We start from the raw sequence: 15,174 nt of genomic DNA, 5'->3' as shown, positions 1-15,174 counted from the left end.
TTTAGACGGTCGTTAGGCGGCGATTCATTCCACCGTCACAGATTTCGCAAGATTGCGCGGCTGATCAACATCCGTCCCTTTGGCAACGGCTGTGTAATAGGCCAATAGCTGTGCCGGTATCGCATAAAGAATAGGTGCCAGAAACGGCTCGATCTCCGGCATTAAAAGCACCTGCCAGACCCCGTCGCCCGCGTCTTTTGCACCCTTGCTGTCAGTGACAAGAATAACTTTACCGTTGCGCGCCATAACCTCTTGCATGTTTGAAACAGATTTGTCGAATAACGGGTCACTTGGGGCTATGACGACGACCGGAACCTTTTTATCGACAAGCGCGATAGGCCCATGCTTCAACTCGCCAGAGGCATAGCCTTCAGCATGTATATAGCTGATTTCTTTTAACTTTAAAGCACCTTCTAATGCTAGAGGGAACATCGCGCCGCGGCCAAGAAACAGCACATCCTGCGCTTGTGCGAGCTTGCGTGCTGCAGATTTCATCGCATCAGCAGTTCCCAGTGCCTGGTTCATAAGGCCGGGCAGGTTACGAAGTGCTGAAAGGTGGTCTGACAGTGTTTGTTGGTCCATCACGCCGCGGTCTTGTGCTGCTTTCAGAGCCAGCAGCGCCAGCACATTCAATTGGCAGGTAAAGGCCTTGGTCGACGCAACACCAATTTCAGTTCCGGCCAGAATGGGCAGAGCCATATCACTTTCCCGCGCGATAGAGCTTTCCTGAACATTCACGACAGACAGAATCTTGTCGGCTTTGTCGACACAATAGCGAAGGGCCGCCAGCGTATCTGCGGTTTCACCGGACTGGCTGACAAAAATGGCCAGTGTGCGCGCAGTGATCGGGGGTTCGCGATAGCGAAACTCGGAGGCAATATCGACCTCGACCGGCAAGCGTGCAATTTGCTCGAACCAGTATTTGGCGGTCAGGCAGGCGTAATTTGCTGTGCCACAGGCGACCATGACGATCCGGTCATATTGGGTAAAGTCCAGCCCACCGTCCGGCAATGTAATGGCTGTGCCATCGGTTGATACGTAGTGTGAAATTGCGTCGGCCAAGACAGTCGGTTGCTCTGCAATTTCCTTGGCCATGAAATGCTTGTGGCCACCTTTTTCAACTTGCGTTGCATCGATCTTAATCTTTTTGACGGGCCGGTTGGCACGCTTGCCTTTTGCGTCAAAAATTTCAGCTCCGGCTCTGGTCACAACGGCGCGATCACCTTCTTCAAGATAGGTGATACGGCTGGTCATCGGTGCCAGCGCTATCGCGTCAGAGCCTACGAACATTTCTCCGTCACCATGACCAATCGCAAGAGGCGAGCCCTGCCGTGCAGCGATCATCAGATCGTCTTCGCCATGAAACAGGAAGCACAACGCAAATGCGCCTTCTAGCCGGGAAATTGTTTTGGCGGCTGCCTCGCTGGGGTCCAGACCTTCGCTTATGTAATACTGCGCTAAAAGGGCGATGGTTTCGGTATCGGTTTCCGTCTGGAACTTGATGCCTTTTTCGGCCAGCTCTGCACGCAGCACGCGGAAATTTTCGATGATCCCATTGTGCACCACGGCAACCGGGCCTGCCTGATGTGGGTGCGCGTTATTAACCGTCGGAGCACCATGGGTTGCCCAACGGGTGTGACCAATTCCGGATTTGCCGGCAAGTGGTTCATGAACCAGAAGATCGGATAGGTTCACCAGTTTGCCAACAGCGCGACGGCGGTCAAGCTGACCATCGTTTACCGTTGCAATGCCGGCGCTGTCATAGCCGCGATACTCTAGCCTTTTCAGCGCTTCTACAATGATTGGGGCGACTTCGTGCTGGCCCAATACACCTACAATACCGCACATTATTTGGTTCCTTTATCGCGTTTAGCTTTCAAATTCTTTAACTTTTCAAACATTTTGACAGCAAGCCCCGGTTTGTTTACCTGTTGCGCCCGTGCAATGGCGAGCGCCTTTGCTTCAACGTCTTTTGTGATGACAGATCCGCTGGCGGTCATCGTGTCATCAGCGACTGTAACCGGTGCAATCAGCATTGTGTTTGAGCCGATGAAACTACGTTCGCCAATTGTTGTTTTATGCTTCATTACACCATCATAGTTGCAGGTGATTGTACCTGCACCGATGTTTGTCGCTTTGCCGATCTCGGCGTCACCAATATAGGACAGATGATTGACTTTCGCACCTTCGGCAATCGTAGAGTTCTTAATTTCAACGAAATTGCCAACGCGTACATCTTCCGACAATTCTGTGCCGGGGCGCAGCCGGGCGTAGGGGCCAACAATAGAACCACGGGCAACATGGCAGCCCTCCAGATGGCTGAAGGCCCGGATTTTTGCACCAGTTTCAATGGTCACGCCGGGGCCGAAAAACACGTTGGGTTCAATCGTCGCATCACGACCTATAACCGTATCATGGGAAAAAAACACCGTTTCAGGCGCGCTCATCGTCACGCCATTGTCCAGCGCGTCACTGCGCATGTGACTTTGCAATGTCGTTTCGGCCTTTGCCAGCTCTTGTCGGGTGTTAATACCCTGCGTTTCAGCTTCGGGGCAGGTGACGGCCGTTGCTGAAAGGCCGCGTTCTCGCGCAATACCAACAATGTCCGTCAGATAATATTCGCCAGAGGCATTGTCGTTTCCAACAGCATCAAGCAAATCAAACAACACCTGTGCATTCGCTGTGACGACACCGCCATTACATAGCGATATCGCGCGTTCCTTTTCGGTGGCGTCTTTATACTCGACAATCCGCTCCAGCGTATTGCCTGACATAACAAGCCGTCCATAGCGTTTGGGGTCTTCTGCCTCAAATCCAAGCACAACAACAGCGTGGTCAGATCGTGCCGTAACCATCGCCCCAATCGTTTCAGGGCGGATAAACGGGGTGTCGCCGAAAAGAACGACAGCATCGCCGTCGAAATCTGCCAGTGCATCGCGAGCCTGTAAAACCGCGTGGCCGGTGCCAAGCTGTTCGTCCTGAGTAACGATTGTCACCTCCGGATCATGTGCTTTTGCGGCCTTTTCCACCACGTCGGCCTCGTGACCGGCAACAACAACCGTCTTTTCTGGTGAAACCGCTGCTCCGGACAGCATCGCATGCACCAGTAATGGCGCGCCCGCGAGGGGGTGCAAGACTTTCGGTAAATCGGAATTCATCCGTGTTCCTTGCCCGGCGGCAAGAATTATCAGGCTGACTGACATGCGTTTGTGCTCTTTCCTTCTGGTGCGGTCCGTTTTATCGGTCTTATGGCAAGTCACAAGGGCCTAAGGGTTCAAAAGTATTTACGTATTATTACAGGCAATAGCGGGAAACCGCCAAGGGAGATGCGCATGCGTACAGTCGTATTTGATCTGGATGGAACGCTTGCAGATACAGGGCACGACCTGATCGCAGCGGCCAACCGTTGTTTTAGTGGTCTTGGTCATGGCGATCTTTTAGATCCCGAATACGACAAATCTACTGCTTTTCGTGGCGGTCGTGCGATGCTGAAACTTGGGTTTGAACGCTTGAATGGTGTGGCAGATTCAGCCGAAATAGACGCTCAATTCCCTATTTTTCTAGAGGCGTATGCCGCAGATATTGATCGTTACACAGTGCTTTATCCCGGGATGGCCGATGCCGTCGAAAGCCTGCTCAAGTCCGGCTATCAGACTGCAATTTGCACCAATAAGCCCGAGGCATTGGCCGAAGTTCTGATGACAAACCTTGGGGTTCGGGGCCTTTTTGGGGCTTTGATCGGGGCTGATACGCTGCCGGTAAGAAAGCCTGATCCCGCGCCTTACAATGAGGCGGTTTCCCGTGTTGGCGGCTCTTTAAAGAAATCACTGCTTGTTGGCGATACGTCCACAGACCGTCAAACCGCGCGCGCAGCGGGTGTTGCCTCGGTACTGGTGACATTCGGCCCGGATGGGCGTGGTGTTGCGGATCTGTCGCCCGAAGCATTGCTTGATCATTATGATGATCTGGGCGATGTCGTTCAGCGTCTCATTGGCTGAGAGAGCAATTCGAGCAGGGGGCGTAACCCCAAGTCAGGCAAGCCAAAGAGCGATGCTTCAATATTCCCCGCAGCGCTTTCTCCGATCAGCGGGTCCGTGATGCTGTGAAACTTTTCTCGCAGTTCGTCGGGTGTAGGTGGGGCTTCGGCATCCCAGCGCGGTGTCATCCATTCACCTTGCAGCGTCCGACCGTCGCACAGAATTAACCTGACCCGCGCGAGGCGTTTTGCCGGAAACATCGCGTTGGCGGACTCGTCTTCGATCATACGCAGTGATTTGGAAAGGCGCATCAGTTCCGGGTCCGTCAGCGCATCATCGGCAATATCCTCGGGGCCAACCGTGCCTTTTGCCATTGCGACTGCACAGGGGAAGGAGGTCGAATACTGCGCTTCTTCTGTGTTTTTTGGTTCATTTGTCGCCAGACGTACGGATTCATGAAAGGTTTCTACTTCAATCCGCTCCACGTCCTCAGGTGTCAATCCATGCGTCCGGCGTAGTTCCAACACGCCTTCGATAGGGGCCTGCGCCCAGCGACAAACAGGGTAGGGCTTGTAATATTGCTCGAGCGAAATCCAGCGTTGCCCAACGTCGGCCCAGTATTCAGGTGCCTGTTCCAGCGTAATTGCAGGCGCGCCGGTAAACCCGTCGCGTGCGAGAAAGGCCGCTGAAACCCCCGCCATCGCACCCCATCCTGACCCATCCTTGACCATTGTTGGATAATCAATGTCACGCATCATCTGGCTGCGCGGGCCATGGTATTCGGCGATCCCCAACGCGTGCCGGGTCTGGTCCGGGTCAAGTTTCAATAGCCGCGCACCGATGGCTGCACCCGCAACTGCGACCCAGGCTCCTGATGTGTGATAGTCTGGAACGGTGCCGTGTAAAGCCAGTGCGAGCCTTCCACCAAGCTCGTACCCCATTGCGATTGTTGCCAGAAACTCGCGCCCATCTTTCAGCCCGGTTTCCTGAGCGATCGCAACCGCCCCGGCAAATACACCGCAGCCAATGTGACCTTTGGCCGGGTTGAACCCATCATGTCCATCAAGGGCATCAATGGTCATTCCCAAGGCCAGTGCCGCGCCCGTTGCCGAGGCCCGCCGCCCGTCAAACAACATCCGGTGGCGGCCTTCAAACTGGAATTCGGCGTGATTGCAAATGATCTTCGACAACTTAGTTTGCGCGCCGCCAATCCCAACGCCCACAAGATCCAGCACGTTCAAAATTGTCTGATCCTGCACCGCTTTGGGCAGATCGTCATACGCAACCGCATGAATGAATGAAAGCGGGTCATGTGTAAGTGCCATACGCACATGTTGCGACTAGCGAAAAGAGTCTTGCCAGACATTGACGACATCAAACGCAACCGAAAACGACATTGACGCTGCCTACGAAGGCCCCCAAGAATGCAGCAGAGGAGTCCGCGATGACTGAAAAATTTGCCGGCAGCTTTACCCAGCAGGAACCCATCCCTGAGGAAGGGATCAAGGCAGCTTTGCGAGTCATGCGCAATGGACGTCTGCATCGCTACAACGTGGTTGACGGCGAAGAGGCCGAGGCCGCGCTGCTGGAACAGGAATTTTCGGACTACATGGGATCGAAGTATTGCCTTGCCGTTTCTTCCGGTGGTTATGCGATTGCGACTGCGCTGCGCGCGATTGGCGTGCGTCCCGGTGACAAGGTGTTGACCAATGCCTTCACGCTTGCCCCGGTGCCGGGTGCTATTGCGGGTGTCGGTGCGGTACCTGTCTTTGTGGGGGTTACAGAGTCGCTTGTGATTGATCTTGATGACCTCAAAGAAAGGATCGAACAAAGTGGTGCAAAGGTTTTGTTGCTGTCGCACATGCGCGGCCATATCTGCGACATGGATGCCTTGATGAAAATCTGTGACGCTGCGGGTGTGCAGGTGATCGAGGATTGCGCCCACACAATGGGTGCCAGATGGAACGGTGTGCTGTCGGGACGACACGGCGTGATGGCCTGCTATTCCACGCAAACTTACAAACACATGAACTCGGGCGAAGGCGGGTTGCTGATATCGGACGACACAGAGGCAATGGCCAAGGCGATCATGATGTCAGGCTCCTACATGCTTTACGCGCGTCACAAGGCGGCACCTCCGCCGGAAGCCTTTGAAACACTGCGATACGAGACACCAAACATGTCTGGCAGAATGGACAACCTGCGCGCTGCAATTCTGCGCCCGCAACTTCGTGATCTGGAACGTCAGTGCGCCGCGTGGAACGCGCGGTACAAAATTGTTGAGGAAGGGTTGCAAAACCTGCCGGGCCTCACGCTGATCCAACGGCCAGAACAGGAAGCCTACGTTGCGTCCTCATTTCAGTTTCTTTTGCTCGATTGGTCGGGCGTAGCTATCAACGAGGTTGTTTCCCGGTGTGCCGCGTGCGGGGTGGAACTCAAATGGTTTGGTGGTGCAGAACCAACGGGCTTTACATCGCGCTACGATAGCTGGCGATATGCCCCAACAACCCCAATGCCAACCTCTGACCGCGTGTTACGCGGTATCATGGATATGCGCCTGCCACTTACCTTTTCACTGGACGATTGTGCACTGATCAGCCGGGTCATCCGCCAAGAGGTGAGCGCGGTCTATCAGGCTCACAATGCTGCTGCGGATGAAGTAACCGGCGTTTAAGTTCACGTGCTTTCGTTGACTTTAAAGGGCAACCCAAGCGTAATGAGCCAAATAATCGCGCGACCCGAGTCTTTTACTACAAGGGGAAAGTCAGATGACTGCCAAGAAAAAATCCGGAAAGATCAAAAATGCTGTCTATGAACAAGAGCTGGCGCGTATGCAGATCGAACTGGTCAAACTTCAGGAATGGGTGAAGGCGACAGGTCGCAAGGTTGCGCTCATTTTCGAGGGCCGGGACGCTGCCGGAAAGGGTGGAACAATAAAACGGATCACCGAGGCGCTGAACCCAAGAATCTGTCAGGTTGTCGCACTTCCTGCGCCAACCGAACGTGAAAAAACACAATGGTATTTCCAACGCTATGTGCCGCATCTGCCGGCAGCGGGTGAGATCGTGATTTTTGACCGTTCCTGGTACAATCGCGCCGGTGTTGAACGGGTTATGGGGTTCTGCTCGGACAAGGAATATCAGGAATTTATGCGCAGTTGTCCGGAGTTTGAGCGGATGCTGGTTCGCTCTGGCATTCAGCTTATCAAATATTGGTTTTCGGTCAGCGACGAGGAACAGGAGCGCCGTTTCCAAAAGCGTCTGACAGACCCGACCAAGCGCTGGAAGCTAAGCCCGATGGATCTGGAAAGCCGCAAGCGCTGGGTGGACTATTCCCACGCCAAGGATTTGATGTTCTCGCACACAGACATCAAACAGGCACCGTGGTATGTGGTGTCATCTGACGTTAAGAAACACGCGCGGCTGAATTGTATCAGCCATTTGCTGTCGTTGATTCCATACAAGGACCTTACCCCGGAGCCGATTGAATTGGAAGAAAGGCCACAGCAACGCGGGTATGTACGCCCGCCGATAGAAGACCAGACCTTCGTTCCAGAGGTGCATAAAGATCTTTGCTGAAACGCAGTGACGGTTTCCAACTTGCTTTGACGACCCAAAAGTGCTGCGGAAAACAGGCTTGGAAATCAGTAGTTTCGATTGATTTGATCTGCGTTCTTGACCCGACTCACTGCTTTGGCGTATTAAATGAACAATCGTTCAATAAATATTATCCCCGAGGAGACCGCCATGTTCAACGCAACGATGAATTTTGATCTGGGCGAAGATGTTAATGCACTGCGTGATATGGTGCATCGCTGGGCGCAGGAGCGCCTGAAGCCTATGGCGGCGGAAATTGACGAAAAGAACGAATTTCCCGCGGAGCTTTGGGAAGAAATGGGCGAGCTTGGCCTGCTGGGTATCACCGTGCCAGAGGAATTTGGTGGTGCAGAGATGGGATATCTCGCGCATGTGATCGCGGTCGAGGAAATCGCCCGCGCCTCTGCCTCTGTTTCGCTGTCGTATGGCGCACATTCAAACCTTTGCGTCAACCAGATCAAACTGAACGGAAACCAGGAGCAGAAAGAAAAATACTTGCCGGGTCTGATCTCTGGTCAGCATGTAGGTGCGCTCGCGATGAGCGAGGCCGGGGCAGGCTCTGACGTTGTGGGCATGAAGCTGCGGGCTGAAAAGAAAAACGGCTACTACACGCTGAACGGCACAAAATACTGGATCACCAACGGACCGGATGCAGATACCTTGGTGGTTTATGCAAAAACAGACCCCGACGCGGGGTCAAAAGGGATCACTGCCTTCCTGATCGAAAAATCGATGAAGGGGTTTTCCACCTCAAAGCATTTTGACAAGCTGGGAATGCGCGGCTCCAACACGGCAGAACTGGTGTTTGAAGACGTTGAAGTACCGTTTGAGAATGTTCTGGGCGAAGAGGGGCGCGGTGTTGCCGTTCTGATGTCAGGCCTTGATTATGAACGTGTCGTGCTTTCGGGCATCGGTACTGGCATTATGGCAGCCTGCCTTGACGAGGTGATGCCGTATCTTGCCGAGCGCAAGCAATTTGGCAAACCAATCGGGTCTTTCCAACTGATGCAGGGCAAGATCGCGGATATGTACACCGCAATGAACACTGCCCGCGCTTATCTTTATGAGGTCGCGAAAAGTTGTGATCGCGGGCAGGTCACGCGTCAGGACGCGTCTGCCTGTGTGCTCTACGCGTCTGAACAGGCCATGGTGCAGGCGCATCAGGCCGTGCAGGCCATGGGTGGGGCCGGGTTCATGAACGACAGCGTTGTCAGCCGCCTGTTTCGCGACGCGAAGCTCATGGAGATCGGCGCAGGTACCAGTGAAATTCGCCGCATGCTGATTGGACGCGAGTTGATGGGGGCGATGAGCTGATGCGTCTTCAGTCCCAAACCCTCACAACCTCTGAAGACTTCCTGCGTCGTCGCGACGTTAACCTACAAGCTCTTGAAACGGCGACAGAAGTTGCTGCACTCGCTGCGGCTGGCGGTGGCGAAAAGTCTCGCGCACGGCATTTGTCGCGGGGGAAAATGCTGCCGCGGGAACGTGTGGCGAACCTGCTTGATCCCGGCAGCCCGTTTCTTGAGGTTGGCGCAACGGCAGCGCATGGCATGTATGACGGTGCGGCCCCTTGTGCAGGTGTGATCGCCGGTGTCGGGCGTGTGCACGGCCACGAGGTTATGGTTGTCTGCAATGACGCCACCGTAAAAGGCGGAACCTATTACCCGATGACCGTCAAGAAACACCTGCGCGCACAGGAAATTGCCGAAGAATGCCATCTGCCCTGCATTTACCTCGTCGATAGTGGTGGCGCGAACCTGCCCAATCAGGACGAGGTGTTCCCGGACCGCGACCATTTTGGCCGGATTTTCTACAATCAGGCAAGGATGAGCGCCAAGGGCATTCCGCAGATTGCCGTTGTCATGGGGTCTTGTACCGCAGGCGGGGCCTATGTTCCGGCAATGTCTGACGTGACGATCATCGTGAAAGAACAAGGTACGATCTTCTTGGCAGGCCCGCCGCTTGTAAAGGCTGCAACGGGCGAGGTTGTAACCTCAGAAGACCTTGGCGGGGGTGATGTTCACACGCGCCTGTCAGGTGTCGCCGATTATCTGGCCGAGGATGACACTCACGCGCTGGCGCTTGCCCGCCGTACGGTTGAAAGCCTAAACCGGGCCAAACCGCAAACCGTTCAGTGGCAAACACCGGAAGAGCCCGCATATGATCCCGAGGAATTGCTGGGTGTTGTTCCGGTTGATCTGCGCACGCCCTATGACATTCGCGAGGTGATTGCGCGTATCGTTGACGGCTCGCGCTTTGATGAGTTCAAGGCGCGGTTTGGGGAAACGCTAGTGACCGGATTTGCGCATCTCAAAGGCTGCCCCGTTGGCATCATTGCCAATAACGGTGTGCTGTTCAGCGAGGCTGCACAAAAGGGCGCGCATTTCGTGGAATTATGCAGTCAACGGAATATTCCACTGTTGTTCCTGCAGAACATCACCGGTTTCATGGTTGGTCGCAAGTATGAGAACGAAGGTATCGCGCGCCACGGAGCCAAGCTTGTGACAGCAGTCGCCACAACGAATGTGCCAAAGATCACAATGGTTGTTGGCGGGTCCTTCGGTGCTGGCAACTACGGCATGGCGGGGCGGGCCTATCAGCCGCGTTTCATGTGGACATGGCCAAATTCACGCATCTCCGTGATGGGGGGCGAACAGGCGGCAGGGGTGCTTGCCACCGTGAAACGCGACGCGATTGAACGGGCAGGCGGGGAATGGTCAGCTGCGGAAGAAGCTGCTTTCAAACAGCCCACGATTGATATGTTCGAAGAACAATCTCACCCGCTCTACGCCTCGGCCCGGCTATGGGACGACGGCATCATTGACCCACGCAAAAGCCGCGATGTGCTGGCGCTTAGCCTGTCCGCCGCATTGTGCGCCCCGATTGAGGAGACACGCTTTGGCGTGTTCCGGATGTAAGTGAAAGATACGAATGACCCACCTCACAGATTTAGAGCAAGCTTGGCATTGGCCGCTTTTGTGCAATTCTGTCAGTGTGAAAATTGCTTCTCGAACCCGTTACAAGACTGATGCAAATGAAACACCAATTTCGTGTCTGCATTTGCCTTTTTGTGAGATTTTAACAGATCGGAAAGGCCGCGCTTTTCCCTTCCCACAGTAAGTTTTGCAAAAGAGAGATACAACATGATCGACACCAGACTGACCAGAATGTTCGACCTTAAATATCCGATTGTCTCGGCACCAATGGCGCTGGCCGCGGGGGGGAAGCTTGCCGCAGCAGTCAGTAAAGCGGGTGCATTGGGCCTTGTCGGAGGGGGTTATGGTAAAGGCGATTGGCTGGAAAAGGAAATCTCGGTCGCAGGGCAAACACCGGTTGGGTATGGGCTGATCACATGGGCCATCAAGGAAAACCCCGCAGCGCTTGAAACTGTATTGAGTGCAAATCCGCGTGCGGTGTTTCTTTCGTTTGATGACCCAACCCCGTATGTTGCCCGGATCAAAGATGCAGGCGTGCCACTTATTTGTCAGGTTCAGACACTGAAAGATGCTCAAAGCGCTGTTAGGGCCGGGGCGGATATACTGGTGGCGCAAGGCCGGGAGGCCGGGGGCCACGGCGAAACCCGAACGACGATGACGCTGGTGCCGGAAATATCAACATGGCTTGTCGATAATGCGCCTGATGTCTTGTTGCTGGCTGCGGGTGGCATTGCCGACGGGCGTGGATTGGCAGCAAGTCTGATGCTGGGTGCAGATGGCGTTGTAGTTGGTTCCAGACTTTGGGCGAGCAATGAATCCCTCGCGCATAAAAATATGATCTCCGCGGCCATTGCAGCAACGGGGGACGACACCATTCGGTCACCTGTTTCAGATATCGCGCGTAAGCTTGACTGGCCAGTGCGCTACACAGCGCATTCACTAAAGAACGATTTTACGGATCGGTGGCATGAAGATCAGGATGGGTTGTTAAAAGTTGCGGATGAAGAAGCCGAAAAATGGATGGCCGCGTGGCGTGCAGGCGATATTCGCAATGCCAGTACGATGGTTGGCGAATCCGCTGGACTGATCTTGGAACGTGGCCCAGCAGGTGAAATAATTGCCGCGATAGCGAGCGAAGCTGAAGTGCACCTGCGCAGGGGTGTAGAATTATTGGAGAGCTGAATGTTCACTAAAATCCTGATTGCCAACCGGGGCGAAATTGCCTGTCGTGTCATGGAAACGGCCCGTCGTCTGGGCGTGCGCACAGTTGCAGTTTATTCTGACGCCGACCGGGGTGCGAAACATGTCGCCATGGCGGATGAGGCCGTGCATATCGGCCCGCCGTCGCCCTCTGAAAGTTATCTTATGGGGGATAAAATCATTGCAGCCGCGCTTGAAACCGGGGCAGAGGCAATTCACCCCGGCTATGGCTTCCTTTCGGAAAACCCGGGTTTTGTTGATGCGGTCGAAGCTGTGGGTCTTGCGTTCATCGGCCCCTCAGCCAGCGCAATCCGTGCAATGGGCCTGAAAGATGCAGCCAAAGTGCTGATGGAAAAGGCTGGCGTGCCTGTCGTGCCGGGATACCACGGCGAAAATCAGGACCCGGAACATCTGTTTGGCGCTGCCGACACCATTGGGTACCCGGTTCTGATCAAGGCAGTTGCAGGCGGTGGCGGTAAAGGCATGCGTCTTGTCGAAGCGCCTGAAAAGTTCATGGAAGCTTTGATAAGCGCCAAGGGTGAGGCGAAAACCGCCTTTGGCAATGAAGCCGTCCTGATCGAAAAATACATCATCGCGCCGCGCCATATCGAGGTGCAGGTCTTTGGTGATGGCACTAAAGCCGTCCATTTGTTCGAGCGCGACTGTTCTCTGCAACGCCGCCACCAAAAGGTGATCGAAGAAGCGCCAGCCCCCGGCATGACAGAAGAAATGCGCGCTGCCATGGGTGCCGCAGGTGTCAGGGCCGCCGAGGCGATTGGTTACGCGGGTGCAGGTACGGTGGAATTCATCGTTGATGGATCACACGGTCTTCGCCCTGACGGGTTCTGGTTCATGGAAATGAACACGCGCCTTCAGGTCGAACACCCTGTAACCGAAGCGATTACCGGTGTTGATCTGGTCGAATGGCAATTGCGCGTTGCAAGCGGAGAGTCATTGCCTGCAAAGCAGGAAGACCTCAGCATCACGGGCCATGCGTTTGAGGCCCGGCTTTATGCAGAGGATGTGCCAAAAGGCTTTTTACCCGCCACGGGTACGTTGACGCATCTGCAATTTCCGGAAAACACACGTGCAGACAGCGGTGTTCGGGCAGGGGACACGATCTCGCCCTGGTACGACCCGATGATTGCAAAGCTGACAACCCATGGCTCGACACGTTCGGTTGCGTTGCACCAGATGGAACAGGCGCTTGCAAAGACAGAGGTTGCTGGCTCTGTCACCAATCTTGCTTTCCTGAGGGCGCTGACCCGGCACGAGGGGTTTGCCAAGGGCGATGTTGATACAGGCCTGATTGACCGCAATCTTGAAACGCTGGCGGTTGATCCCGTCCCTTGCAGTAAGACGCGCTCCCTGGCGGCACTTGGCCTGATGGGATTAAGTAAACCACAAGATCCATCTGCAGGGTTTACGCTCTGGGTGCCCACGCCGCAGGAGACGCAGTTTCGCTTCAAGGACAAAGACATCCGTGCCAAGGTCACAACGCTTGGCCCGTCTCTGTTTGACGTTGAACTGGCCGATATCTGCCACTGCGTTGAGCGGGCTGGCGATGTCTGGCTAGTGGATGGCGTTAAGACTGACGCGAATATCGTGCCGCTTGGCGCAGATGTCAGCGTGTTCTTTGGAAATGGCTATCATTTTCATGGGATTGACCCGCTTGATCGTGCAAGCGCCGCCTCGGGCGATGGCAACATTATCGAAGCACCGATGCCGGGGCTCGTGAAAGAGGTCTTTGTGAAAGTCGGCGCGAAAGTTTCAAAAGGCGACAGGCTTGCCGTTCTTGAGGCGATGAAGATGGAACATGCGCTGTTGGCGGCACGTGACGGTATTGTGGCCGAGGTGCTTACATCAGCAGGTGCGCAGGTCGAGGCCGGTGCTGCGCTCATCCAGCTCGAAAGCGAAGAAGAGGTTGCAGCATGATCCGACTACACCATGCGCATCAGGCGCGTTCCATGCGGGTCATCTGGCTGCTGGAAGAACTTGGTGTTGAATACGATCTCGTTCTGCATGATTTTTTCGACAAGTCCATGCGCAGTGCCGATTACCTCAAACTAAGCCCCGCGGGGCGCGTGCCTGCGCTGGAAATCGACGGCACATGCATGGTCGAAAGCGGCGCCATGATTGAGTTTCTCAGCGAAAAATTCCCGGCTGCCGGACTGGGCCGTGCAGTTGGCGATGCCGAGCGCGCCGAATGGCTGGATTGGCTGCACTACTCTGAAACCATCGGTCAACACTGCGCGAACCTCACGCAGGCACATATTGTTCTGTACGAAGACTGGATGCGATCTCCGACACAGATGAAACTGGAGGCGAAGCGGCTTGAAAAAACGATTGGCCGGATCGAAGCGCAGCTCGCTGATGGGCGGGACTGGTTGCTTGCGTCAGGCTTTAGCGCTGTAGATTGTTCAATTGCCTACGGGCTTTATGCAGGGCAACACTTTATTCGGCTTGACGATCTGCCCCGGACAGCCGCCTATTGGAAACGGTTCTCGGCGCGACCATCATTTGCCAAGGCCCTTCCGCCCGATGGCGTGCGGTTGCTTTATTCAAAACCGTTCTTTGAGGTGCCTGATGTCTGAATTTGTTGAAATATTTGAAGTAGGCCCCCGCGACGGTTTGCAGAATGAGGCGCGCGAAATCCCAACCGCCGAAAAGATAGCGCTTGTGGATTGCTTAAGCCGGGCTGGCTTTCAGCGGATTGAAGTTGGCTCTTTTGTTTCACCCAAATGGGTGCCGCAGATGGCAGACAGCGACGCGGTTTTGAAAGATATCAAGCGGGTTGATGGCGTGTCATATGCCGCTTTGGCGCCAAATATGCGTGGGTATGAAGGGGCGGTTGCTGCCAAGGTTGATGAAATTGCGATTTTTGCTTCCGCTTCTGAAGGGTTTTCCAAATCAAATATTAACGCAACGATTTCCGAAAGCATCGAACGGTTCAAACCCATTCTGAAAGCAGCGCGGCATATTGATATGCCAGTCCGCGGCTATGTTTCCTGTGTCACGGATTGCCCGTTTGATGGGCCGACCCCGCCCCAAAAGGTGGCAGAGGTGGCGGCCGAGCTGTTCGCGCTGGGCTGCTACGAGGTGTCGCTTGGCGATACCATTGGCAAAGGGACACCAGATTCGATTGCAAAAATGTTGCTTGCGGTGCTGAACGAGGTTCCACCGCACCGTCTGTCAGGTCACTACCACGACACGGGTGGGCGGGCGCTGGACAATATCGACGTGTCGTTGTCGATGGGCCTTCGGGTTTTTGATGGCGCGGTCGGCGGTCTTGGCGGGTGCCCCTATGCGCCCGGAGCTGAAGGCAATGTCGCGACCGAAGCCGTGAATGCGCATCTTGTGGCACTTGGGTATGACACAGGTCTTGATAGCGATGTGTTGGCGGAGGCGGCCACAATGGCGCGCGCAATGCGCACAGGCTGACGTTTAAAGACTTACAATTCGGCG

12 protein-coding genes are annotated in these 15,174 nt (G+C 54.9%); 9 read left to right on the top strand and 3 right to left on the bottom strand.

The window, feature by feature from the left end:
• Positions 1–24 precede the first annotated feature (24 nt).
• Together glmS and glmU are read right to left on the bottom strand one after the other, a co-directional pair.
• Positions 25–1,848 carry a glutamine--fructose-6-phosphate transaminase (isomerizing) gene (gene glmS, locus MWU63_RS05765; RefSeq protein ID WP_213888402.1) on the bottom strand — a complete coding sequence of 608 codons (1,824 nt, stop codon included), beginning with the start codon at positions 1,846–1,848 and terminating at the stop codon, positions 25–27.
• A complete protein-coding gene (gene glmU / locus MWU63_RS05760; protein WP_247077205.1) occupies positions 1,848–3,203 on the bottom strand; it encodes a bifunctional UDP-N-acetylglucosamine diphosphorylase/glucosamine-1-phosphate N-acetyltransferase GlmU in 1,356 nt (451 codons plus the stop codon). The genes glmS and glmU overlap by 1 nt, the downstream gene beginning before the upstream one ends.
• 129 nt (positions 3,204–3,332) lie before the next feature.
• On the opposite strand from glmU, the gene MWU63_RS05755 reads away from it, so the two are divergent.
• Positions 3,333–3,998, top strand: a complete 666-nt coding sequence (locus MWU63_RS05755; RefSeq protein ID WP_213888400.1) for an HAD-IA family hydrolase — start codon at positions 3,333–3,335, stop codon at positions 3,996–3,998.
• Here MWU63_RS05755 and MWU63_RS05750 read toward each other — a convergent pair.
• Positions 3,980–5,302: an MmgE/PrpD family protein gene (locus MWU63_RS05750; protein ID WP_213888399.1), complete on the bottom strand. Its 1,323-nt coding sequence runs from the start codon at positions 5,300–5,302 to the stop codon at positions 3,980–3,982. The two genes, MWU63_RS05755 and MWU63_RS05750, sit on opposite strands and share 19 nt — an antisense overlap.
• Positions 5,303–5,421: 119 nt before the next feature.
• Between MWU63_RS05750 and MWU63_RS05745 the strand changes: the two genes are divergently transcribed.
• The 8 genes from MWU63_RS05745 to MWU63_RS05710 all read left to right on the top strand — a co-directional run bounded on the left by MWU63_RS05745 (position 5,422) and on the right by MWU63_RS05710 (position 15,150).
• The gene (locus MWU63_RS05745; RefSeq protein ID WP_213888398.1) at positions 5,422–6,651 is read left to right on the top strand and encodes an aminotransferase class I/II-fold pyridoxal phosphate-dependent enzyme; all 1,230 of its coding nucleotides are present in this window, start codon (positions 5,422–5,424) and stop codon (positions 6,649–6,651) included.
• Between the two features lie 94 nt (positions 6,652–6,745).
• On the top strand, positions 6,746–7,555 hold the full coding sequence (ppk2, locus tag MWU63_RS05740; protein ID WP_213888397.1) for a polyphosphate kinase 2: 810 nt from the start codon (positions 6,746–6,748) through the stop codon (positions 7,553–7,555).
• Between the two features lie 168 nt (positions 7,556–7,723).
• Positions 7,724–8,887, top strand: coding sequence for an isovaleryl-CoA dehydrogenase (locus MWU63_RS05735; protein WP_213888468.1), 1,164 nt, complete (start codon positions 7,724–7,726; stop codon positions 8,885–8,887).
• Positions 8,887–10,491, top strand: coding sequence for a carboxyl transferase domain-containing protein (locus MWU63_RS05730; RefSeq protein WP_213888396.1), 1,605 nt, complete (start codon positions 8,887–8,889; stop codon positions 10,489–10,491). Before MWU63_RS05735 ends, MWU63_RS05730 begins: the two co-directional genes overlap by 1 nt.
• A gap of 225 nt (positions 10,492–10,716) precedes the next feature.
• Positions 10,717–11,691: a nitronate monooxygenase gene (locus tag MWU63_RS05725; protein ID WP_213888395.1), complete on the top strand. Its 975-nt coding sequence runs from the start codon at positions 10,717–10,719 to the stop codon at positions 11,689–11,691.
• Positions 11,692–13,644 carry an acetyl/propionyl/methylcrotonyl-CoA carboxylase subunit alpha gene (locus tag MWU63_RS05720; RefSeq protein ID WP_213888394.1) on the top strand — a complete coding sequence of 651 codons (1,953 nt, stop codon included), beginning with the start codon at positions 11,692–11,694 and terminating at the stop codon, positions 13,642–13,644.
• Positions 13,641–14,303 carry a glutathione S-transferase gene (locus tag MWU63_RS05715; RefSeq protein ID WP_213888393.1) on the top strand — a complete coding sequence of 221 codons (663 nt, stop codon included), beginning with the start codon at positions 13,641–13,643 and terminating at the stop codon, positions 14,301–14,303. The genes MWU63_RS05720 and MWU63_RS05715 overlap by 4 nt, the downstream gene beginning before the upstream one ends.
• On the top strand, positions 14,296–15,150 hold the full coding sequence (locus MWU63_RS05710) for a hydroxymethylglutaryl-CoA lyase (RefSeq protein ID WP_213888392.1): 855 nt from the start codon (positions 14,296–14,298) through the stop codon (positions 15,148–15,150). The genes MWU63_RS05715 and MWU63_RS05710 overlap by 8 nt, the downstream gene beginning before the upstream one ends.
• Positions 15,151–15,174: the final 24 nt, after the last annotated feature.

Origin of the sequence: Pseudohalocynthiibacter sp. F2068, from assembly GCF_023015645.1 — a bacterium.
Classification (GTDB): Bacteria; Pseudomonadota; Alphaproteobacteria; order Rhodobacterales; family Rhodobacteraceae; genus Pseudohalocynthiibacter; species Pseudohalocynthiibacter aestuariivivens.
This window is presented reverse-complemented; position numbering and strand designations above follow the sequence as displayed.